The organism is Bacteroidota bacterium (assembly GCA_018266835.1).
Lineage (GTDB): Bacteria > Bacteroidota > Ignavibacteria > Tepidaquicellales > Tepidaquicellaceae > JAFDZO01.
In genome coordinates this window covers 24,528-48,297 of record JAFDZP010000004.1, presented here as the reverse complement: position 1 = coordinate 48,297, position 23,770 = coordinate 24,528, and the positions used below count along the sequence as shown (strand labels likewise).

General features: G+C 36.2%; 22 protein-coding genes. 12 read left to right on the top strand and 10 right to left on the bottom strand.

What is annotated here, in order from left to right; all coding sequences use genetic code 11:
- Nucleotides 1-4: 4 nt before the first annotated feature.
- The 4 genes from JST55_11260 to JST55_11245 form a co-directional block, all read right to left on the bottom strand.
- A complete protein-coding gene (locus JST55_11260; protein MBS1494084.1) occupies nt 5-2,437 on the bottom strand; it encodes a hypothetical protein in 2,433 nt (810 codons plus the stop codon).
- Nucleotides 2,438-2,447: 10 nt separating this feature from the next.
- On the bottom strand, nt 2,448-2,873 hold the full coding sequence (locus tag JST55_11255; protein ID MBS1494083.1) for a response regulator: 426 nt from the start codon (nt 2,871-2,873) through the stop codon (nt 2,448-2,450).
- Nucleotides 2,874-2,964: 91 nt separating this feature from the next.
- Entirely contained in the window at nt 2,965-3,783 is an 819-nt protein-coding gene (gene kdsA, locus JST55_11250; GenBank protein MBS1494082.1) for a 3-deoxy-8-phosphooctulonate synthase, read from the bottom strand.
- 2 nt (nt 3,784-3,785) lie between these two features.
- Complete coding sequence (locus tag JST55_11245) at nt 3,786-4,367, bottom strand: RNA methyltransferase (GenBank protein MBS1494081.1); 582 nt, start codon at nt 4,365-4,367, stop codon at nt 3,786-3,788.
- 136 nt (nt 4,368-4,503) lie between these two features.
- Here JST55_11245 and JST55_11240 point away from each other — a divergent pair, with 136 nt between their 5' ends.
- The 7 genes from JST55_11240 (at nt 4,504) to apaG (ending at nt 11,195) form a co-directional block, all read left to right on the top strand.
- Nucleotides 4,504-5,151 carry a hypothetical protein gene (locus tag JST55_11240; GenBank protein ID MBS1494080.1) on the top strand — a complete coding sequence of 216 codons (648 nt, stop codon included), beginning with the start codon at nt 4,504-4,506 and terminating at the stop codon, nt 5,149-5,151.
- 10 nt (nt 5,152-5,161) lie between these two features.
- Nucleotides 5,162-5,704 carry an NAD(P)H-dependent oxidoreductase gene (locus JST55_11235; GenBank protein ID MBS1494079.1) on the top strand — a complete coding sequence of 181 codons (543 nt, stop codon included), beginning with the start codon at nt 5,162-5,164 and terminating at the stop codon, nt 5,702-5,704.
- Between the two features lie 56 nt (nt 5,705-5,760).
- Complete coding sequence (locus tag JST55_11230; protein MBS1494078.1) at nt 5,761-7,395, top strand: FAD-dependent oxidoreductase; 1,635 nt, start codon at nt 5,761-5,763, stop codon at nt 7,393-7,395.
- 11 nt (nt 7,396-7,406) lie between these two features.
- Nucleotides 7,407-7,763: a hypothetical protein gene (locus JST55_11225; GenBank protein ID MBS1494077.1), complete on the top strand. Its 357-nt coding sequence runs from the start codon at nt 7,407-7,409 to the stop codon at nt 7,761-7,763.
- A 13-nt stretch (nt 7,764-7,776) separates the two neighbouring features.
- Nucleotides 7,777-8,352 carry a hypothetical protein gene (locus JST55_11220; GenBank protein MBS1494076.1) on the top strand — a complete coding sequence of 192 codons (576 nt, stop codon included), beginning with the start codon at nt 7,777-7,779 and terminating at the stop codon, nt 8,350-8,352.
- A gap of 170 nt (nt 8,353-8,522) precedes the next feature.
- On the top strand, nt 8,523-10,781 hold the full coding sequence (locus tag JST55_11215) for an RNA-binding transcriptional accessory protein (protein ID MBS1494075.1): 2,259 nt from the start codon (nt 8,523-8,525) through the stop codon (nt 10,779-10,781).
- Nucleotides 10,782-10,802: 21 nt separating this feature from the next.
- On the top strand, nt 10,803-11,195 hold the full coding sequence (apaG, locus tag JST55_11210) for a Co2+/Mg2+ efflux protein ApaG (GenBank protein ID MBS1494074.1): 393 nt from the start codon (nt 10,803-10,805) through the stop codon (nt 11,193-11,195).
- Here apaG and carB read toward each other — a convergent pair whose 3' ends face one another.
- The 5 genes from carB to JST55_11185 all read right to left on the bottom strand — a co-directional run bounded on the left by carB (nt 11,196) and on the right by JST55_11185 (nt 16,271).
- Nucleotides 11,196-12,989: a carbamoyl-phosphate synthase large subunit gene (carB, locus tag JST55_11205; protein MBS1494073.1), complete on the bottom strand. Its 1,794-nt coding sequence runs from the start codon at nt 12,987-12,989 to the stop codon at nt 11,196-11,198. It lies immediately after the preceding gene.
- A gap of 11 nt (nt 12,990-13,000) precedes the next feature.
- Nucleotides 13,001-13,615, bottom strand: a complete 615-nt coding sequence (locus JST55_11200) for a hypothetical protein (GenBank protein ID MBS1494072.1) — start codon at nt 13,613-13,615, stop codon at nt 13,001-13,003.
- Between the two features lie 95 nt (nt 13,616-13,710).
- On the bottom strand, nt 13,711-14,331 hold the full coding sequence (locus JST55_11195) for a DUF3299 domain-containing protein (GenBank protein ID MBS1494071.1): 621 nt from the start codon (nt 14,329-14,331) through the stop codon (nt 13,711-13,713).
- Nucleotides 14,332-14,349: 18 nt separating this feature from the next.
- The gene (locus tag JST55_11190; GenBank protein ID MBS1494070.1) at nt 14,350-15,609 is read right to left on the bottom strand and encodes an ABC transporter permease; all 1,260 of its coding nucleotides are present in this window, start codon (nt 15,607-15,609) and stop codon (nt 14,350-14,352) included.
- Nucleotides 15,606-16,271, bottom strand: a complete 666-nt coding sequence (locus JST55_11185) for an ABC transporter ATP-binding protein (protein ID MBS1494069.1) — start codon at nt 16,269-16,271, stop codon at nt 15,606-15,608. Before JST55_11185 ends, JST55_11190 begins: the two co-directional genes overlap by 4 nt.
- Nucleotides 16,272-16,745: 474 nt before the next feature.
- Between JST55_11185 and JST55_11180 the strand changes: the two genes are divergently transcribed.
- Nucleotides 16,746-17,426, top strand: a complete 681-nt coding sequence (locus JST55_11180) for a DUF4159 domain-containing protein (GenBank protein ID MBS1494068.1) — start codon at nt 16,746-16,748, stop codon at nt 17,424-17,426.
- 3 nt (nt 17,427-17,429) lie between these two features.
- Here JST55_11180 and JST55_11175 read toward each other — a convergent pair whose 3' ends face one another.
- A complete protein-coding gene (locus JST55_11175; GenBank protein MBS1494067.1) occupies nt 17,430-18,875 on the bottom strand; it encodes a hypothetical protein in 1,446 nt (481 codons plus the stop codon).
- Between the two features lie 256 nt (nt 18,876-19,131).
- Here JST55_11175 and JST55_11170 point away from each other — a divergent pair, with 256 nt between their 5' ends.
- The 4 genes from JST55_11170 to JST55_11155 all read left to right on the top strand — a co-directional run bounded on the left by JST55_11170 (nt 19,132) and on the right by JST55_11155 (nt 23,757).
- Complete coding sequence (locus JST55_11170; GenBank protein MBS1494066.1) at nt 19,132-20,469, top strand: T9SS type A sorting domain-containing protein; 1,338 nt, start codon at nt 19,132-19,134, stop codon at nt 20,467-20,469.
- Between the two features lie 85 nt (nt 20,470-20,554).
- Nucleotides 20,555-22,462 (top strand): Omp28-related outer membrane protein, encoded by a 1,908-nt coding sequence (locus JST55_11165; protein MBS1494065.1) that lies wholly within the window; start codon nt 20,555-20,557, stop codon nt 22,460-22,462.
- An 84-nt stretch (nt 22,463-22,546) separates the two neighbouring features.
- Complete coding sequence (locus JST55_11160; protein MBS1494064.1) at nt 22,547-22,930, top strand: cupin domain-containing protein; 384 nt, start codon at nt 22,547-22,549, stop codon at nt 22,928-22,930.
- A 59-nt stretch (nt 22,931-22,989) separates the two neighbouring features.
- Nucleotides 22,990-23,757: a M48 family metalloprotease gene (locus JST55_11155; protein ID MBS1494063.1), complete on the top strand. Its 768-nt coding sequence runs from the start codon at nt 22,990-22,992 to the stop codon at nt 23,755-23,757.
- Nucleotides 23,758-23,770: the final 13 nt, after the last annotated feature.

The window sequence follows — 23,770 nt, the reverse complement described above, 5'->3', positions numbered from 1 at the left end:
TGGTTTAAAGCGTTTTCAATTCATGTTCCTTATTAAACTTTTTGCTTATGAGCATCATTGCCAGAAGATAAATTATTCCCGATAGAATAAACACAAATTTAAAGCCGATAGTCATGGCAAGTATCATTGCGCATACTGTGCCTATGACTGAAAAGAAACCGTTCACTCCCCATGCAAGAGGAATAAATTTTTTCTGCTCATCGTTTATCAATCCCAAGCCCGTGGGAAATGGCATACCCATAAAAAATCCTAATGGAAAAATAAGTATTACTGATATTATAATTCTGATTGACAGGTCATAGCTTGCAAACGCTTTGAATAAAATGGGATTTAATAATCCCAGCGCAACTGCATATACTGCTATAACTATGAAAATTGTTTTTTTGTTTGCGAATAATTTTGTTGAATAAAAACTTCCGATTCCCGAAGCAACTAACATTGTGGATACAACTGTAAGTAGAGTAAATACAGGCTGCCCGAGCAGAAGCGTAAATTTCTGTATCATACATATCTGAAGCATTATATAACCAAAACCAAGACATGCAAAGTAAATTAAAAATTTTCTGTCGAAAGGTTTTTCAGGCTGAATGTTTTTATCTTTAACGTTTACTTTCTTCTTGCTGAAAATTCTGAGCGGTAAAAGTATAAGCACGAACGAAACTAAAACTGTCTGCACTAAAATTGCAAGCAAAGTAGTTTCTGCAACAGGCTTATCTTTTAAAGCAAGGATTGCCTTATCATCCTGTGAAAATGTTTCTTTTATTCCGTCAAATGTTAAATTTGAGAAGCCGATATTTTTATCGAAGAAAGGTTTATCATCGGTTGCGGGAGTAATGTTCAGCTTGGCATTGCTAATCTCGTTATCAATATTGTCTGATTCAATTAACTGCTTATAATAGCCATCCTGTTTTGATACGGGGTCATAGTCTACATCAAGGCTCAGCTTTGCAGCTTCGTTTTTAATTTTTATTACTTCTTCAGGTGTAAATCCGTTCTTCTTGAACAACACACCTGCAAGAAAACTTTTTCCGGTTTCAAAATCATTCGGAGGTCTTCTGAATACAATTATATCGTTCTTACCGTTATCTTTACCGTCCGTAATTCCCGTTATAGATTTTTTCAGAGTGGTAATCAGCTTAGGCATCTGAGTTTCAGGTCTTGAAACATACAACACTCCGCTGTTACTTAAATGATTTATATACTCATCTACTGCTTCTTTGGTTAAAATATAATTTTCAACCATACTCATCGCTCCGCTTGATACAGCGGATGCTGAGATTGTATGTGCAGAAATTATTACGTCAAACTTATCTTTGCTGTTAGTGATTACATTTCTTGCATCATCTGTAATCAGATTCACTTTAGGATTATTTTTTACAAGCGGACCTGTCCAGTAAGACATCTTCTGAGAGATCAAATCGTTCAGTATTCCGTTTATCTCAACTGCCGTAACATTCTTTGCATTATTATATAAGCTCGATAAAATCTCTCCCCCGCCTGCAGAGCCGACTATAAACACATTGTTAACAGTATCCTTTGGAGCAAATGCAAGATTAGATGCATCTGCAGGTTTGCTCTCCAACGGGAATTTCTTAACGTTAGGTATATTAGTAGTTGCATTTCCGTCATCAATAATTGCAAGTGCGATATCATATCCGTCTTCCTGTGCTTCTTCTTCTTTCATTACATCTATTTTGGAAAAAATATTCCATCCAGAGAAAAGATTAAGGTCAGGTCTCTGTTTAATATAATTTCCGTAGATTTTATTTGGAGAAGAGTTAATCGGAAGGCTTGAGTTTACGTTCATTAAAAAAGTAAGGCTCAACGCTCCCAATACAAAAGCAATCATTGATAGTACTTTGTACTCTTTATAACTGAAAACTATTGCATTCACAAAAGCCAGAGCTGATATAATTACAATAGTTCCGTTACCGCCAAACATAGGAACAAAGATAACGAATGCAAAACATGCTGCACCTGCGCCGATTAAATCAAAGAAATATAATTTTGAAATTTGATTCTTAAAGTATGAAAGTAGGATTGAGATTATTAATCCTGAAAAGAAAAACGGAATAGTTATGAGTAAATAATATATCGGTAAATATAAGAACTGAATTTTATCAGTGAGTAAACTGAACGGATCAAACGGAATCTGATTTATAATTGCAAATGAAGCGAGTGTGGAAATACCGAACAGCATTGAAAGCCAGGTAAGCAGCTTATCGGTATTTATTTTTTTTATTTTCTCATTGACGGATAAAAATACTCCGCTTACACCAAAGCCAAGCAGCGCAACACTTATAACCATGAAGGCAAAGTGATACCAGAGCGAGACGGATAATATTCGGGTAAGAGTAAATTCTAATAGAAGAGTACTTAGTGCAGTGAGGAAAATTCCTGTGAAATATATTGATTTAAAACTGTTTTGCTTTGCCAAAAAAATGTATTTAATTCTGTTTGTTTCCGAACCATTTCAAAATCATATTTTTCAAATCTTCTGCTTTAAAAGGTTTTGTCAATACGTCATCCATACCGTCCTTATGAAATCCTTCGGGATTGAGCAATTGAATATTAGCAGTGATTGAAATTAGTACAGGTCGTTGCTCTCCAAACTTTTTATGTATTTCTTTTGCGCATGTTATTCCGTCCATCTCAGGCATCTGTATATCAAGTGTTACAAGCTCATAATTTTTTTTCTCAAGGTGTTCTAATGCAATCACACCGTTATCAGCCACATCAACTTCATATCCCATACTGTTGAAAATCTTCGCAATCAATTTTTGATTAATAAGATTATCTTCTGCAATTAATATATGAAGCGGAATTGAATGTCCTAATTTTGGCTGCTCTGCCGGTTTTTCTTGTTCAGTCATCGGGATTTTATAAGAAAAATGTTAGTTCTATAAAATACCCATTTTACAAAAATCTTTAAAGGGTATTATTAAGCTATTTAAAAGTGAAAACTTACTCCGCTGCCTTATAGATTTTCATCAGTTTCGTCAGTAAATCATCCATTTTATCAAGAGGGAGCATACTTTTAGCATCACTTAATGCTTTTGCAGGATTCGGATGTGTCTCAATAAAAAATCCCGCCACATTAACAGAAGCTGCGCATCTTGCAAGCGGCTCAATAAACTCCGGAAGTCCGCCTGTTACTCCCTTTTCATTGGAGGGCATCTGCACTGAATGCGTTGCATCGAAAATTACAGGATATCCAGTCTTCTTCATTATTACAAGTCCGCGCATATCTACAACTAAATTATTGTATCCGAACGTGCTCCCTCTTTCCGTCAGCATAATTTTATTATTTCCTGTTGCCTTCACCTTCTCTGCCTGATAGATCATATCCTGCGGAGCAAGGAACTGTCCCTTTTTTATATTAACAATTCTTCCCGTCTCTCCCGCCGCTTCAAGAAGCTCAGTCTGCCTGCAAAGGAATGCAGGAATTTGCAGAACGTCGGCTACTTCTGCTGCAATCTCAACATCTATTTCCGAGTGAACGTCGGTAATAATTGGAACGCTGAATTCTTTTTTTACTTCTGCCAGAATGCGAAGTGATTTATCTATTCCTATTGTTCTGAATGATTCAGATGAAGTTCTGTTAGCTTTTATATAGGAGGATTTGAATATAAAAGGAATCTTTAGTTTAGTGGTAATCTCTTTTAGTTTCTCGCAAGTTCTGAAAATATTACTTCTGCTCTCTACAACGCAGGGACCGGAAATTAAAAGAAAATTATTAAGATTTTTTAGCCCTAATTCTTTACTTAGATAATCGGGAAGCATAATTATTTTTTAGTGATTTGTTCAATTTTTTGTAAAATTTGTTCGTGAGTATATTCTTTCCTGTACATGCCTTTCTTCTCACGCTGTCTTAACGCTTCATAGACACAAATTGCGGCGGAGACGGAAACATTCAGCGATTGTATCATTCCATACATAGGAATAACAAAATTTTTATCTGATAATTGCACTGCTTCATCCGATACTCCTGCATGCTCATTGCCTACTACAATTGCACATTTTTCAGTAAGGTCTAAATCATATAATGAGACATTTTCAACTTCTTCAGATAAATGTGTGGTATAAATTTTAAAGCCCTGCTCCCTCAATACTTTAAAACATGCTTCAGCAGTAGAAAATTTCTCTGTTTTTACCCATTTTTTAGCGCTTGCAGAGGAAAATTTCCCGATTCTTGGGAATTTATTTGTATTATAGACTAAGTAAACTTTATCAACTCCGATTGATTCCACACTTCTGAAAATAGCGCTGACATTGTGGGGGTCATGGATATTTTCTAAAACAACCGTCAAATCTTCCTGCCTGTGACTTATTACTTTTGCTAACTTATTATATCTTTTTTCAGTCAATAGAAATTGCTATTTCAAGTTAAAAATTAAACAATTATGTTAGGTATTACAATTGAGTTATTTCCGCATATATAATCTGATGGAATTTTATTCCCAAAAATTCTATTTTCTATTAATATAAAAAATTAAATCATAGATGAAGAAATTAAGTGTTATTTTAGCCCTTGTTCTATTACCCCTATGTTTTACATCAGCAAATGCCTCAGATTCATTAACATCAAAAACAAAAGTTAAACCTAAAGTTGAAAAACCCAATCCCTGGGGACTCTCATTTACTTACTCTGAAAACGGATTCGGACCAACACTAAATCATTATTCAAGTTTAAACAGAAATACTCAGCTCATTGCAGGAATTTCTTTAATGAGCGTTTCTGATACACGTGAGTTTGAGCAGTACGATATTTACGGCCAGAAAAATACTCCAAATAAAGAGAACAGAATATTTTTAATTCCCGTCAACATCGGAATTAAAAAACAAATTTTCGGAGACGATATTGAAGGCAGCATAAGACCAATAGTAAACTTTGGTATTTCACCCTCGTTAGTTTTAACTAATCCATATTCAAGAGAGTACTTCAATGCAATGGGATATTTCCAGGCAGCATTTGCCATGGGCGGATATGCAGGCGCAGGTCTTGAATTCAGCGAGACACAATCCGTTGCATTCTCATTCAATGTAAATTACTCATACGTCACTCCAATAGGAAAAGATGTTAACAGCTTGTATGATAAAAATATAAGCAACCTTACAGGTTTTCAGATGACCTTCGGTGTAAAATTCTAAAATTTTCGGAATGAAAATCATTGCCATTGCAGGCAGTTTCAGGGAGAAATCCTACAACAAAATGGCTTTGAAATTTATGATACAAGGCGCTCGCGATGCGGGCGCTATTGTTGAAGAAATAGATTTGCGTGACTACCCGATGCCAATTTATGATGAAGATATTGATAAAGCGGGCAAACCTGAAAACGTTCTTATACTAAAAGAAAAAATTGCAGAGGCTAAGGGAATTTTAATCTGCACACCTGAATACAATCACTCTCTTCCCGGCGGATTCAAAAATGTTATTGACTGGCTCTCACGTTTTAAAGACCAGCCCTTCAAAGGAAAGTGGATTGCATTAGCGGGAGCTTCAACAAGTTTATGGGGCACAGTCCGTGCGCAGCTTGCATTCCTTCCGGTATTCCGTGTGCTTGCAGCACATGTTTTGCCAACACAGATTTATATTCCGCTTGCTCAGAATATTTTCAATGAAGACGGCAGCTGTAAAGATGAATCCACACAAAATAAACTCATCCTGCTCGGTAAAGAGCTTGCAGAAAAAATAAAACAGTAACCGGATTAATTTATACCTCTTAAATTTTTTCACATAAATAGTGAACTTTTTATTAAATGATTAAAAGAATTGAACTGATTCTTTCACCGAAGGAATCAACCGATGATAAATTCATCGAAGAGCTTGTAAGAAGCAAATTATCTCTAAAAAAAAGTGATACATTACACATTCAAAAAGACCGCAGTTCAATTGATGCGCGTTCAAGATATCCCCGAATAAATCTCCTTGTCAATGTTTATATAAATGAAGTCCCGAAAAAAACTCCTCCCGTTAAATCATCATACAAAAAAACTTCCGATAAAAAGAAAGTAATTATTGTGGGCGCAGGTCCTGCAGGATATTTCGCCGCGCTTGAGTTAATCGAACATGGAATCAAACCTGTTATTTTTGACAGAGGAAAAGATGTAAGGGAACGCAGAAAAGATTTAAGAGCCATACAGCAGTTCAGCATTGTAAATCCCGATTCAAATTATTGCTTTGGTGAAGGCGGCGCAGGAACATATTCCGACGGCAAGCTTTATACCCGCTCACATAAACGCGGAGACATTGATAAGGCGTTACGGATTTTAGTTGAGCATGGCGCAGATAAAAACATTTTAGTTGAGTCACATCCTCATATCGGTTCAAACAAATTGCCGGGAGTTGTGCAGAAGTTAAGAGATACAATTTTGGAATTCGGAGGAGAGATTCATTTTGATTCTAAAGTAACGGACTTCATAATTGATAATGAAGTGATGAAGGGTGTAATTGTAAATGATAAAGAAGAACATACAGCCGATGCAGTTATACTTGCAACGGGTCATTCTGCACGGGACATATTTTTTCTTTTGCAGAAAAGAAATGTATATCTGGAAGCAAAGCCGTATGCAATAGGAGTGAGGGCAGAGCATCCGCAGGAACTGATAGATGAAATTCAATACAAACAAAATCCACGCGATAAATATTTACCTGCATCAAGCTATAAACTTGTTACACAGACAGACGGCAGAGGAGTTTTTTCATTTTGCATGTGTCCGGGCGGACTGATTGTGCCTGCTGCAACAGCACCTAAAGAGTTAGTTGTTAACGGAATGTCCATGTCCCGCAGAGATTCAAAATTTGCGAACTCAGGAATTGTAGTTGCTCTGGAAACAGATGATTACAAAATTATTTTAGATGAGATAAAAAAAGAAAATCCAAACGAAGTGAAAAATTTAAAGGAAGAGTTCAGAGTAAACAATAATCTTGATGTGTTAAGCCCTGATTTTGACGGTTTGCTTATACAATCCTTAATAGAAAAAAGATTTTTTAATGCATCAGGAAAAGAAACTCAGGCTGCCCCCGCACAGAAGATAACAGATTTTGTAAAAGGGATAACATCTTTAGAATTAAATGACACTTCCTATATACCGGGAGTTTACTCTCATGATTTTGATTTATTGCTTCCGGAATTTTTTTCAATAAAATTAAAATCGGCTTTCGTGGATTACGGTAAAAAAATGAAAGGATATTTTTCAAATGAAGGAATGATGGTGGGGATTGAGTCACGTACAAGCTCGCCTGTAAAAATTCCGCGGAACAAAACTGATTATCAGCACATTAAAGTAAGTAGACTTTACCCCTGCGGTGAAGGTGCGGGATATGCCGGAGGAATTATTTCTGCCGCTCTGGACGGGCAGAATGTAGCTAAGGCAATCGCTGCAGCAACTTAAACTTTATTGTAATGAAAATCCTCATTGTTTTGTCTCTATTGTTTTCATTTCTAAGCTGGAATCTTTTCGCACAATCAAGTGCTTCAATCACAGATACATCACTTTCTACAAACACTCTTTACAAATCTAACAAATCAATTAAATCACTCACAAAAGATTCCACAGAACAAACTTCAGACAAAGATTCAGGAATGTTAATAGGTGCTGTGGTCGGCGGATGCAGCGGAATTTTAATAGGAGTTTTAGCAAGCAGTTTTTCATTGGAGCCGCACTCAGATACTAAAATTTCATTCCCTGCAGTACTAGTTGGAGGAGTAGCAGGGGCATTGGTAGGTGCAATTATTGGCGGCATTGCCTCCGAAAAATAAATCAGGCTCCGATATGAAAAAAATAATTTTATGTCTACTTATTATCTTTACTGCAAAAGTATTTTCTCAAACTGACAGTTCATATAAAACCGACAAAATCTTTTATATCTCTTATCTGAATTATAACAAAGAAATTGAAAAATTAGACGATGTGTGCCTTACCGATATTGATTCGATTTCTCTGACTTTTGAACAAATCATTTACGGTCAGAACTCAAACATGAATAAATATGTGAGCAAGAAAATTGTTTTTGACAGGATAGATAAGTTCGGATACAAGATAGGTCCTAGCAAAGGTTCAATTATAGGTACAAGCGCACTAATAGGATTTGGTCTCGGATTCGTTCTGGGCGCAATAGAAGGAAAATTTAATCCTGTAGGAGATGGAAGCAGAAAACCTGATTTTGCTGATCATGTGGGAACAGGATTTCTGTTCGGGACAGCACTTGCAATTCCAACTACTCTTATTGGTATTATAATCAGTATTCCCGTAAAGGAATATGAAACACTTGATATCTCTAAATACAACCGTCAAAAGAAATTTGAAATATTAAAAAGATTAATTCGAAACGGAGTAAAAAGAGAATGAGTGAGATTTTCTGAATTTTAAATATTACGCAATATAAATTTTTCTGTATTATAATTACTTCTTTTTAAAATTATTTTGCATTTACAATTTTACAACTGAATGCCATCTTGCAGCTTATTTAGTTAAAGGTGGCATATTTATTTATATAAAAATTTAGAATACAGATAATGATGAATCCCTTACACACAAAACAAATTGCTAACGAACTTTCCATAACACAGAAACAGGTGCTTGCAGTTGCGCAGTTATTAAACGAAGATGCAACTGTGCCGTTCATTGCACGATACAGAAAAGAAGTTACAGGCAGTCTTGATGAAGTTGTAATCGCAGCTGTAAGAGACAGAATTTCCCAGTTAGAAGAATTAGATAAACGCAGAGCTGCAATACTTAACTCGCTTGAAGAAAGAAAATTACTCACCGACGAATTAAAAGAAAAAATAGAAGCTGCAATAACTCTTACCGAGCTTGAAGATATTTATTTGCCCTACAGACCAAAGAGAAGAACGAAGGCTACGGTTGCAAAAGAAAAAGGACTGGAACCATTGGGTGAATCTATTTTCGCGCAGGGAGATATTGATATAATTGCCGAAGCGGAAAAATATATCGATGCAGAGAAAGGCGTTAACACAATCGAAGAAGCTTTGCAGGGCGCAAGAGATATTATAGCGGAGTGGGTAAGCGAAAATCAGGAAGCGCGCGAAAAGATGCGTGACCTTTATCAGAAAAAAGGCGTTTTCATTTCAAAAGTTGTTTCAGGAAAAGAAGAAGAAGGAATTAAGTATAAAGATTATTACGAATGGCGCGAGCCGATTTCATCAGCTCCTTCTCACAGAGTTCTAGCAATGAGACGCGGAGAGAACGAAGGATTTTTATCATTGAAGGCAGAGCCTGAAACGGAAGAAGCAATTAATTTAATGCAAAGTATTTTTGTAAAAGGAAATAATGATTCTGCTGCTCAGGTAAAGATTGCAATAGATGATTCGTATAAAAGACTGCTCGGTCCTTCAATGGAAACTGAAGCAAGAGTTATCAGCAAAGAGACTGCCGATAAAGAAGCGATTGCAGTATTCGCGGATAATTTACGTCAGCTTTTACTTGCTGCTCCATTGGGAGAAAAAAGAGTTTTGGCGATTGACCCGGGATTCAGAACAGGCTGCAAAGTCGTATGCCTTGATGAGAATGGAAAGCTTTTAAAGAACGATAATATTTATCCGACACAATCCGATGCGATGAAGAAACTTGCTGCGGAAAAATTAATAAAGCTTGCTGAAGAATATAAACCGGACGTAATTGCAATCGGCAACGGAACTGCAAGCAGAGAGACAGAAGCTTTTGTTAAGACAGTGGATTTCGGAAGAGATATTCCTACTATAATGGTAAACGAATCCGGAGCATCTATTTACTCTGCATCGGAAGTTGCGAGAGAGGAATTTCCCGATTACGATGTTACAGTAAGAGGCTCAGTTTCTATAGGAAGAAGACTTATGGACCCGCTTGCTGAGCTTGTGAAAATTGATGCGAAGTCGATCGGCGTAGGACAGTATCAGCATGATGTTGACCAGAAAGCACTGAAAGAAAAACTTGATGATGTTGTAATTAGCTGCGTGAATAAAGTTGGTGTTGAGTTAAACACTGCTAGCAAAGAGTTGTTGACATACGTTTCAGGACTCGGACCCAAGCTTGCAAAAAGTATTATAGATTATAGAAATGATAAAGGTGCGTTCAAATCACGCGATGAAGTTTTAAAAGTACCGAGACTCGGCAACAAAGCATTTGAGCAGGCAGCAGGATTTTTAAGAATCCGCGATGCAAAAAATCCGTTGGATTCATCTGCTGTTCACCCTGAAAGCTACGACATTGTTTATCAGATGGCAAAGGATGTTGGCTGCACTGTAGAAGAATTAATGCATTCAGATGAACTCAGAAAAAAAATTAATATAAATAAATATGTATCGGATACAGTCGGCTTACCAACATTAAATGATATAATGGACGAACTTGCAAAGCCGGGACGCGACCCCCGACAAAAATTCGAGCTGTTCAAATTTGCTGAAGGAATCGAGAAGATGGAAGACTTAAAGCCGGGAATGAAACTGCCGGGCATTGTAACAAACTTAACTGCTTTCGGCGCATTCGTTGATATAGGAGTTCATCAGGACGGGCTTGTTCACATCAGTCAGATAACGGATAGATTTATAAAAAATCCTGCCGAAGTTTTAAAGGTTGCGCAAAAGGTTGACGTTACCGTAGTTGAAGTCGATTTAGCAAGAAAAAGAATTCAATTAAGCATGAAGGAACCCGGAGCGAAACCTGTAGTTAAAAATACTAACACAAAGGTTGACCCGAATGCTTTTAAAGCAAAGCAGCAGAGCAAGATGGAAGAAAAAGAGGATAAGCTAAAAATGTTACTTGAAAAGTTTAAAAAATAGAATTAATATATTAGCAAGACTATGACAAATCCAAATTCAGATACAACAACAGAGGGAATAAGAATAGAGGTGACTCCCGAATTTATTCCCGAGCGCTCAGAGCCCGATAAAAAACTTTTCTTTTTTATCTATAACATCCGTATTACAAATAACAGTGAGGAGAACTTGCAGTTGCTTTCACGTTATTGGTTAATTATCAATGCTGACGGAGATGAAAATGAAGTTAAAGGCGAAGGCGTTGTAGGTCAGTTTCCGTATCTGAAACCCGGGCAAAATTTTGAATACTCAAGCTTTACTCCGCTTGATACTGAATGGGGCACAATGGAAGGCCATTATACTTTTGAAAAAGATAACGGCGAAAAGATTGATGCGAAGATTGGAAGATTTTATTTAACTAGTGATATCTTAGTTTAACTATTCCACATAATATTCCTGCAGGCTTTTTACATTCACTCTGCCTGATTTTAATTCTTTAATTCCCTGTACAACTGAGTCAGCTGCAGAAAGCGTTGTAATAAACGGTATCTTCTGCTGCACTGCTGCCCATCCGATTGCATACTCATCATAACGTGATTCCTTTCCCAATGGAGTATTTATTACAAGTTTTATATCTCCGTTCTTAATTCTGTCAACTACGTTAGGTCTTCCTTCCAGGACTTTAAATACAGGCTCTGCTTTTATTCCGTTTTCGTTCAAGTATTTTGCTGTGCCGATTGTTCCTATAATTCCAAATCCCATGTCAACAAATTCTTTGACGATCTTTAACGACTTAGACTTCTTATCATTGTTGTTAAGGCTCACAAATACATTTCCTTCTGTAGGCAATAAATTTCCTGTCGATGTCTGCGCTTTTAACATAGCTTCTCCGAACGTTGCGCCGATGCCCATAACTTCTCCTGTTGAGCGCATCTCCGGTCCTAAAAACATTTTTACTTTCGGGAATTTCTGGAACGGAAAAACCGATTCCTTCACTCCGATATATTTTATATCGTCAAACTTCTTCAGCCTAAAATCTTTTAATTTCTTTCCTGCAATTACCTGCGCTGCAATAGTTGCAAGCTGAACGCCTGTTGTCTTGCTTACAAACGGAACTGTCCGCGATGCTCTCGGATTCGCTTCGATAACATATACAACGTTGTCCTTAATTGCATATTGAATATTCAGCAGTCCTTTTACTTCAAGAGCAATTGCAAGCTTTTTAGTATAATCTTTTATCTCTTTAAGATTTTTCGCAGATAAAGAAATGGGAGGAAGTATAGACGTGCTATCGCCTGAGTGAATCCCCGCTTCCTCTATATGCTGCATAATTCCTCCTATGTAAACATCTTTCCCGTCGCCGATTGCATCAACGTCAATCTCACGCGCCTCTTCTAAAAATTTGTCAATTAATACAGGATGTTTTCCCGAAAGCTTTGCTGCCTCAAAGAAAAATTCCGTGAGCTGTTCATCATTATAAACTATCTGCATTGCTCTCCCGCCTAATACATACGAAGGTCTCACCAATACAGGGTAACCGATTTTATTTGCAATCTTAATTGCTTCTTTTAAACTTAATGCAGTTCCGTACTCAGGCTTCGGAATTTTTAATTCATCTAACAGTTTACCAAATTTCTTCCTATCCTCTGCTACATCAATATTTTCCGATGACGTTCCTAATACTTTTAATCCGTTTTTCTCTAATTCCTTAGAGAGCTTTAACGGAGTCTGTCCTCCGAAGCTGACAATTATTCCTTTTACATTTTTTTCATATCTTATAATATTCAAAACATCTTCTACTGTCAGCGGTTCAAAATATAATTTATCTGTTATATCGTAATCTGTTGAGACTGTTTCGGGATTACAGTTAATCATTATTACTTCATATCCTTCTGCGCGAAGAGCTTTTACACAGCGAACGCAGCAGTAATCAAATTCAATTCCCTGTCCTATGCGGTTAGGTCCTCCGCCCAAGATAATAATCTTTTCTTTATCTGAGGATTTTACTTCATTATATTTTTCGTAAGTGGAGTAATGATAAGGTGTATTTGCATCAAACTCTGCTGCGCATGTATCAACAGTTTTATACACAGGGTAAATTTTATTTTTATCCCTGTAGTTTCTTATTTTTTCTTCTGTGGCATTTAAAATATGGGCGAGCTGCTTATCTGAAAATCCGAACTTCTTTGCTTTTAAAAAGAGGTCAGGATTTATTTTTTTTGATTTTGGCATTTAGAATTTTATCAGTCTTTTGTGTGTGAATGAGCGTGGCTATGGCTGTGACCGTGATGGTGCTCCATAATCTCATTAAAGCTTGATTCAGAAAATACTAAACTTGGAATTACAATATCACTCAATAAACATGGTACTAAAACTGAGACAAATAAAATGATTATGAGGTAAATTATCTGCACTGTATCGCTTCCTGTAAATCCGAACGTCAGCAGATACACAATTGCTGCCATAGTAGCTGCAAATGTATGAACAAAGTGAGTAACATGTGTAATTTTTTTGAAGAGGCGCGGAAGGAAAATTCCTGCAAATCCCCCTATGAAAATGGCCGACCATGCAAACTGCGGTTCATCTAAAATGCAGATATGCAGAGTCATATTATATCCGAACAAATGACCGCCAATATATGGGAAAACGGAATCACTGACCGTACAGCCGATGGAAGATGATAATATACCTACTCCAATTGCCCTGACTGCATCTTTATTAAAAGCATAATAAATTGCCACGGGAGTAATTGTTGCAAGAAATAGATGCACATAATGAATTTTGCTGAACAAGCCTTCATTCATATAGCCGTGCACATATTTATTAACAATAAGAACTGAAGTGAGACATAAAAGCACAGATATTATAGTGAACTTCAGATGCTCGGAGACTTCTTCTTTAACGATATTTAATCTGTTTTTATCCAGGATTTTTGCCAGAGTTTTATAATATTTTATTCTATTGAAACGCCGTCTATTGAGTAAATTATATCGGAGTACTCATCCTTTACATCCATATTAACTTTAAATCTTCCGCTGATTTTTACGACGCCTGTTTTGAAGTCCGTCTTCACTCCGTTTGTAAGCTTTACGTATATTATTTCATTTATAAAAATCGGTGGCGCGCAATAACAGCTAAGTGGAGGTGCGGAGCACAATAAAAACTCATCCATTTTTTCCAATGCGTTCAGGGGAGTCATGAAGCCGATTATATTTACATTCTTGCCATCCATATCTTTTATTTCCTGCGGAACCGTTTGTCCCGGCACATATGTACGCAACTGTCTGAATGTAATTTTATTAAACGGCTTTGTTGTATCTACAGGTACAAAATCTGTTTTAGGAGCATTTATCTGCTGAGTGCCATCTAGCGAACCTTTTTTGCTTGAGTCACTTTTAGTATTAGCAGTAAAATTAATTTTACTAAGCTCAACTTTTTCACCTTTAGTATTGTACACATAGCTTTTTCCGCTCGTATCTTTATTGGAAAAAATACTTGTGCATACTGCTATTATAAAAACTGCATATCCTAAATAAGGAATATTGTTTGCAAATTTTGATTTTAATTTTTTCATAACTTTAAACTTTATCTGTTAACTGACCGGAGCAAGATTGCTTGCCACATCAGTGTTATATGCCTTTAGTGCAGGAATAATTGTAACTATTAAACCCAGTAAAACTGTTCCTGTGAGGATATAAAACTCGAATACATTAAATACCGTTCCGCTTATCTGAATACCCGCTATGTTTGAAATTGTATCTTTAAAAATAAAAATCAATAAGTGCGAGATTATAATTCCAAGAATTCCTCCTATGAAACTTATGATAAATCCTTCTATAAGAATTATATTCAGAATAGTTTGCTTTCTTGCTCCTAATGAACGCATAATTGCAATATCTCTTTTTCTTTCGTTCATAGAATTGTAAATCGAAACTAATATTGAAATCACTGCAACGAAGACAACTAAGTAAGCAATGATTATTAAAATTGAATTTATATTCCCTATTATATCGAACAATTGCTTTATTTCGAAAACCGGTATTACTGCCTGAGCGTTTATTCCTTCGTATTTATTTTCGTTGATTTGCCTTCTTAGTAAATCAAAATAAACCGGACTTTTTAAACTGACTAAAATTGCAGTTACTGATTTTTCAAATTCGTGATGAGTCGTGTCTTTTCGCTCTGCATATTTTTCTTCTGCTTCATGGTGATGAATTTCCCAGATGGAATTCATCGAAGTAAATATTACTTTATCTATTGGTGTAAATGTCTTTTCTAAAATTCCGACGACAGTAAATTTGAACTCGGCATGTTCAAACATTCCCTCACTGCCTTCGTAATTTTCTACTCCGTGCGAGCCGGAAAATGCATCTCCGATTTTCAGTCCGGTTTTCTGCGCAGTTTCATTTCCTATTACAACTTCAAAATCTTTTGTAAAGAACTTACCTTCTTTTAAACTATATTTTTTATCTTTCTGATAAGAGAAGTCAGAAAAAATTTCGGGAGTTGTGCCGATAAATCTGTGATTTTTAAAATTATCTCCCAGTACATAAGGAATAGCAAGCTTTACTCTCTTATCATTCTTTAATTTATCATAGGTATCATAGGGCATATTTTGTATCGGTACACCTATTTGGTAAATTGTATTGAGTGTTAATTGTAATGAACTACCTTTGGGTCCGACGATTATTTCGTAGCCTGTTGCTGTCTGATTAAACGCATCCTGACTTTCCTGCTTTAAAATTAAAATTGAAACAACGAGGGCTACTCCAAGCATTATAGAGAACATTGTCAGTACTGACGCCAGACTTCTCTGCTTAATATTTTTCCAAACGATTCTGAAGATACTCATATGGTTGCCGTCTTATTTATATCTTCAAAATTAATTTTATTCTCAAACTTATTTATTATATCGGCTTCATGTGAAACAAGCAGCAAAGAGATTTTATTTTCTTCGCAGATATTTTTTATAAGGTCGATGGCAAGCTCGCCATTCTTTGCATCAAGGTTTGCAGTGGGTTCATCTGCTAAAATGAGTTTAGGTGAATTAGCAACTGCGCGGGCAATTGCTACACGCTGCTGCTCGCCGACTGATAACTCAGAGGGCTTATTGTTCATCTTTTTTGCAAGTCCGACTTTATTTAAAAGAACTTCTGCTTTATTTCTGTCGTGATTGTTAGCAAACATCATTCCTAGCATAACATTTTCTATCGCTGTAAATCCCTGCAGTAAGTTGAATGTCTGGAAAATGTATCCGATATTTTTTGAGCGGAAGGCATCGCGCTTTGATTCAGATAGGGAAGAAATTTTTTCATCGTTGAAAAATATCTCGCCATTATCCTGAGAAATTATTCCTGCAATAAGATTTAAAAACGTGCTCTTGCCTGAGCCGCTTTTGCCCGAAACAGCAAGCTGAAAATTTTCCTGTAACGAAAAATCCGGTATGTTAATCACATCAGAAACCTCTGCATCGGCATTTTTAAACGTTTTTCTTAGATTCTGAATCTTCAGCATAAATAAAAATTGTAATGTAATTTATACAAATCATTTGCAAAAAGGAATTCACTAAAATTTACCTATTAGAAGGAATAGGGAGAACTTGTTTGATAAGAAATTATGGAATGAGTATCTTTGAGAATTATGAGTTATGAGTTACAGAAATTAAAATGTGACAATAATGTTACTTTTTTAGGATTCCGAAAAACGTTGAGTTGAGCCACAAATGAAGAATTCGTCAAAAATCCATCATTTGAACAATGTGAAATCAAAATGTGACAATAATGTTACTTTTTTTAAGAATTCCGAAAAACACTGAGTTGAGCGCCGAAAGAAAAATCCGTCAAAAATCCATCATTTGAACAATTTGAAATTAAAATGTGACAATAATGTTGCAATATATAATAGAGTAATTATAACAAAATAAAATCCGACTATTTCCCGACTTTTTTACAAATGAAACAAATTATTAATGAAGAAGTAAAATTTAATATGAAAATTTTTGCAAGTATAATATTATTACTACTAGTAGGTACAAATATTTTTGCGCAGACAGACGGCGTAAATAAAAATTCTTCGCCGTTTAAAATTGCGCGTCTGAAATACTCAGGCGGGGGTGACTGGTATAACGACCCATCTGCAGAAATAAACATGATGGACTATCTGAAAAAGAATACAACAGTAGATGTTGATGAACCTAAGTTCTATTCAGTCGATATTGCCTCCGATGATATCTTTAACTACCCGTTTATTTTAATTACAGGACACGGAAATATTTCCTTTTCTGATAATGAAGCTGCGCGTTTAAGAAAGTATTGTGAGAGCGGCGGATTTTTATATGCAGATGATGACTACGGAATGGACGAGGCGTTCAGGCGAGAGATAAAAAAAGTTTTTTCTAACGAGGAAATGAAAGAGCTTCCTTTCTCTCATCCGATTTACAATTCACAGTTTAAATTCCCTAACGGACTTCCGAAAATCCACGAGCATGACGGCAAGCCTGCGCAGGGATTCGGAATTTATAAAAACGGAAGGCTCTGCATGTACTATACATATGAAACAAATATTTCTGACGGATGGGCAGATACAAAGGAGCATAACGACCCGCCGGAAAAAAAGGAAGAGTCATTTAAGATGGGTACCAACATTATAGTTTATATGCTGAGCAATTAAAATTTATTTGAGCAGACTATCAATTTTGCTTATAAGCCAGTCCATACTTACAGTGGTAGGCAATAAATTGATTTCATGCTTCAGGTATTCCAGTTCAGGTTTATCTTTGAAGTCTTTTAACTTTAACAGCTTAGTTAATGCAGATACAAAGTTATTATGATTTTCTTTCAGCCTTGGTCCTAAAACAACGTTACTCTGTAAAAAACTTTTATAAGAATCCAAAAGCAAAATTAATTCCTCAACCAAGTTCATTTCATAGTATATCATAGCATAAAGATTTTTAATAGCAACTTTATAAAATACATCTTCATTCTGTACTAAAGCAAGAGAGCTTAACGCCTCATTATAATTTTTATTTTTGAAATGAACTTTTGCTAGATTAAAATTAACTGCGCTCTCTCTTCGTTCCGGTGCTATTCGGTCTTTGTACTTTTCGATAAACTCAACAGCTTCATCTGTTTTCCCAAGATAAAGTGATGCAGCTACAATATTCGAGTATAGAACAGGATTAATCGGTTCAGTAGGATTTAAAGCAAGAATGTCATTTTCAATCGCATATTTGTAGATTTCATATTGGGCAACAGGTGCTTCTTCGCCTGTAATATTATTTTTTCGGACACAATAATTTGAAAGAACGCCCATTAAGTTATAGAGTTCAGATTCATCCAGACTGTTTTTTTTATCAAAGAAAATCCTTCTTAACTCTAAAAAGTACTTTTCCTCCATATTGCTTTTATAAAGCATTGCGCGGTTATAATGGAAGTTAAGAATGGGAATTTCTCTCAGATTTGCTTTTTCAAGGTATGTAATCATTTCATCCATGAAATTCAATTCGAGTGAAACATTAAGGCTTCCGGTCTTAGTAAGCAAATAATTATATCTCTTTAAAATAGAAATAAGGAAATAATTTATCAGGCTTTCAGTATCCTTGGTATTTATATCTCCCGGAACATCTTTCTGGGTAAGTGGAATGTAAGACTTACTGTCAATGGAATTGATTAATGTTTCCATTTTGTAAGTGAGGTAAAAATAATCTTCATGTTTAGTATTAAGATTTTCTAACTCAGTTCTGTTCTTTTTAAGATGAATATTGAAAAGGTCAAATATTTTCCTGTCGCATAATTCACTCATTAGAAATTCTTTATATGCAAACTCATTTTCTCTGAGCCGATGCACTGCAAGAAATTCTTCAGCAAGTTTCAAAGCAGCAGCAAGCAGCCCTCTTACGGTGCTGTCGTTATATTTTTCTCCGGGATATATATGTTCGTAAATGTTTTCTTTTACAAGTTTGGGGGAATCAAAATCAGGAAAAGCTTTTGCAATGAGCTCGTATAAAGATATAATATTCGAATTTGAATTGAAGTAAGGTGACTTTACAAATTTTCCAAATTCTTTGAATTCTTTCAGGGAGAGCTTTGAAAGCAGCGAGGCAAGTTTACTGTTTTTCATTTACACATTCATTCTAAAAATGAATTTCAGAGGGATAAAGTTTAATGCTTAAATATAATCGTTTTTTAATTATAATTAAATTAATCTAAATATCTTTTTAAGTATTGAATCGCATAGGTAAACTGAATAATTATCAATTACTAAAACCGATACTTCGGGTTATAATTTTAAAAAATTCCGGGTATAATTGATAAATTTCTTACAGCAGAATAAATAATCCGATTTTATATTTAAGAAAATTAATTTCAAATTATATATGAAAAGATTATCACTCTTTTTATTTTTAATTTTAGGAAACTGTCTCTTTGCTCAATCTCCCGCCTTAGTCGGCTACTGGCAAAACTGGCAAGACGCAGCAAGTCCTTACATTCATTTAACTCAGGTCGATACCACTTACAACGTACTCGAAGTTTCGTTCGCTATTCCTTCAGAAGGCACTACTTATAATATGACTTTTACACCCGATGCCGTACCGCAGGCAACTCTCATTGCGCAGATTGATAGTATGAAAGCCAAAGGTAAAAAAGTTGTTATTTCCATTGGAGGGGCAAATGCGCAGGTAAAACTCAATGATGTAACTCAGATGAATACATTTGTAAGTTCAATGACCACAATCATAAACACATATCATTTCGACGGAATAGATATTGACCTGGAAAACTCTACCGTTCTAACCGGAGGAACTATTTCAAATCCCACAGATGCCTGGGTAATAAATCTTATAAACGGCATTAAACAATTGATGAATAATTACCGCACAACTTATCATAAAAAAATGTATCTGACCTTTGCTCCCGAGACTGCCTATGTGCAGGGAGGAATGTCGGCATACGGTGGAATTTTCGGAGCATATCTTCCTGTTCTGCATGCATTGAGAGATTCGATAGATATTCTTCAAGTTCAATTATACAACAGCGGAAGCATGTTCGGCATTGACGGACATGGGTATTTCCAGGGTACAGCTGATTTTATTGTTGCTATGACTGAAGCCGTTATTCACGGGTTCAATACTGCAGGCGGACAGTTTACAGGATTTAATGCAAATCATGTTGCAGTCGGTTTGCCTGCCTGCGTCGGTGCAGCGGGTGCAGGTTCGTTCATTCATCCCGATACAGTGAAAGCTGCTATTAAATATTTAATGGGAACGGGACCAAAGCCGGGTAATTACACAAGAGTAAGCACTTATCCGAACCTGCGGGGAATGATGACATGGTCAATCAACTGGGATAACACAACAACATGCCATACTACCCGATATGAATTTGCAAAAAACTTTGCAAGAATATTTTCGCCGGGTTCAATAGGAATAAATGAAGTTACATCAAATGTTAAAAATTTCAGATTGGAGCAAAATTATCCTAATCCTTTCAATCCTTCAACAATTATAAATTTTGAAGTTAATAAATCAGGTAATGTTAAAATACAATTGTTCGATAATCTCGGAAAAAAAATTCAAACGCTTATAAATAATTTTTATACTGCAGGAAGCTACCGGATAAATTTCATTGCTGATAACTTATCTGCGGGAACTTACTATTATAAATTAACAGCAGGAGAATTTACCGAGACAAGAAAAATGCTTCTTTTGAAGTAGTTTTTATTATTGCCCATTCAATTTTTTCTTTCAATTAAGAAAGAATACTTGTATAATTGAAGACAATTTAAATGCGGGAACAATAATGGAAACTAAACTTACCATTGGATCTGCTGTTAAGACCTTTCTCTTAATGACAGCTTTTCTAATAATTTTCAATTCAGGAAAAACTTATGCCGAGGCATTAAGCCTGAATCAGGATTTTGATAACACCTCTTTTCCTCCTGCCGGCTGGACACTGGCACACACAGCAGCTTATGACTGGATAAGAACTTCTTACGCAAGCGGTTACGGGCAAGGAACCTCCTGCGCAATGTTTGATTTTTATGATTACGCAAGCGGAAGTTTTGATTTAATTACTCCTACATTGCCCCTGGCAATTACAGGAGACTCTTTGAAGTTTGATCACGCTTACGCTCCTGCAACATCGGAGAACGATCAGCTTCAGATTTCTACTTCCACAGATAACGGAGCGACGTGGACAGTTCTTATAACATTGAACGGCGGTTCTTCAGGTCCTTTAAGAACAGGCGCTCCTACTCAGCATTTATATGTACCGACTGCATCTGAATGGGCAACAAAAACTTATGCTCTTCCTGCAGGAACTAATAAAGTAAAGTTCACTGCTATATCTGCATTCGGAAATAATCTCTATCTTGATAACATCAGAATGGGAACAAGATACACTGCAGATGTCGGGGTTAACAGTGTATTCGATCCTAAGTGGGGAATGACTCCGCAATCAAAAGGGGTAAAAGCAACTGTTAAAAACTTCGGAACTACAGCACAGTCTTTTAATGTAACTTTATCTATTAATCCCGGAGGATTTACCAATACACAATCCGTTACTAACCTTGCACCGGGCACATCTCAGACTGTAACATTCAGTAATTATACTTTTGCAGCTGCAGGTAATTATACAATAAAAGCCTATACAACTGCAGCAGGTGATCTGAACAGAAGCAACGATACAATATCAAATAATCTTGTAGTTACAACAAACTTAAGAAACGCAGTGCTTGAGTTCTGTACAGGTACATGGTGCCAGTGGTGCCCTTGCGGAGATAACGAAGCACATAATCTAAAGGAAGCTTATCCTAATACAGTAATGTTTGCTTATCACGGAGCAAGTACAGACCCCTGGAAAACGTTCAATGGTAACGGAATAATTTCCGCTCTCGGTTTTTCAGGCTATCCGTCAGGATTAGTGGATAGAAGACTTGGTGTTAACAACGGCTGGGGTTCAATGTTTACAGATGGTGAATACAGATATGCACAGAAACCTGCTTCAGATGTTGCAATCGCAGTTACAAACACTACATACAACGCGGGAACAAGACAGCTTACTGTTAATCTGAACGCAACTGCTCTTGCAAATTTAACAGGACAATATAAAGTAAACTATATTATCACAGAAGATAATATGGTATATGCTCAGACCGGAAATTCTTATTGCACAGGAAGCTCTACATGGGTTCACAACTGGACCGTAAGAAATATTGTTAACACTATGGCAGGAGATAACGTAAACTCAGGCGCATGGAGTAACGGGCAGGCAATTCCGTTAACTTTTAATGTTACTTTAGATCCTGCATGGGTAGCAGCTAACTGCAAATTCAATGTTGTGATTTTTAAAGATAGCGGAGTACTAAATACCTCTGAAATGGAACAGGGTATCAGCGCTCCTGTTGTTACAACAGCAATAGGAAATCAGGGAAGTGAAGTACCCGAGAAGTACGAACTTTCACAAAATTTCCCTAATCCTTTTAACCCAACAACAAATATTAATTTTGCAATCCCTAAGGACGGATTCGCAAGCTTAAAGGTTTATAATACGCTCGGACAGTTAGTCGGAACGTATTTAGACGGATATGTAAAAGCAGGATTTTATAATGCTCAGATCGACGGAGCAAGCCTTGCCAGTGGAGTTTATTTTTATACTCTTAAAACAAGCAATTTTGTCGAGACCAAAAAGATGAACTTAGTAAAATAGTTGTCAGCTGAAAGCGTTTCAGTTGATATTAATTAATGCCGTAAGTGAGAATCATTTACGGCATTTTTTTATATTAAACAAAATATGAGCGAACAAAATAATTATAATATTTTACCCGGTGTAAAATTTCAGCATCTGGAAACAATTGATGTATCAAAAATTGTTTCTGAGAATAAAGAGAAATGGATTAACCATACTCTGACAAAAGTAAACAACGGTTTAGTTAGACTTGCAATTATTGAAGGAGAGTTTCACTGGCATAAACATGATAACGAAGACGAGTTTTTCTTTGTGCTTGAAGGACAATTATTAATGGATATAGAAGAGAACGGTGAGAGAAGAACGGTTGAATTAAATCCTATGCAGGGAATTACAATATCAAAAGGTGTTATGCATTGTCCGCGCGCTCCTCAAAAAACTGTAATAATGCTTTTTGAAAATGACGGCATAATCTCAACAGGCGATTGAATTTTATGGAACGTAAAACGGATTCTGAAAGTTAGAAAAGCTAACATATAAAAATACTTATGTCTAATTTTAAAGGCCGTCTCTTAATAGCTGTAGTTGTAGCACTGATAGGAGTTGTAACATACTTCAGTAAAACTGAAACCAATCCAGTAACCGGAGAAAAACAGAGAGTAAACCTAAGCGTTGAACAGGAAATAACTCTGGGTTTGCAGGCTGCACCGCAGATGATTCAGGAAATGGGCGGAGAAGCGAGGGACTCAAAAGCAAATGCCTTTATAGATAAAGTAGGAAATAATGTAGTTACAAAAACTGAAGCGGGAAAGTCACCTTTCAAATTTGAGTTTTATCTGCTTGCAGATTCAAAAACCATCAACGCTTTTGCATTACCTGGAGGACAGATTTTCATTACAACGGGTCTTTATAAATTGTTAAAATCAGAAGACCAGCTGGCAGGAGTTCTAGGTCACGAAATCGGACATGTTATCAATCGTCATGCATCGGAACAAATGGCTAAGCAGGAGCTTACTCAGCAGTTAGTTCAGGCAACCCAGGTTGCAAGCGGAGGTTATAATGCCGGAATGGTTGCTCAGTATGTCGGGCAAATGGCAAATTTAAAATATGGAAGAGACGACGAAACAGAATCAGATAAATACGGAGTAAAATATTTAATACAAAGCGGATATAAACCTGAAGCCATGATAGAAGTAATGGAAATACTGAACGAAGCATCGGGCAAAAACCGTTCACCGGAATTCCTCAGCACGCATCCGAATCCCGAGAACAGGATTCAAAAAATAAAAGAATATATTCAGCAATACAAGAAATAAAGCTTAACGCAAT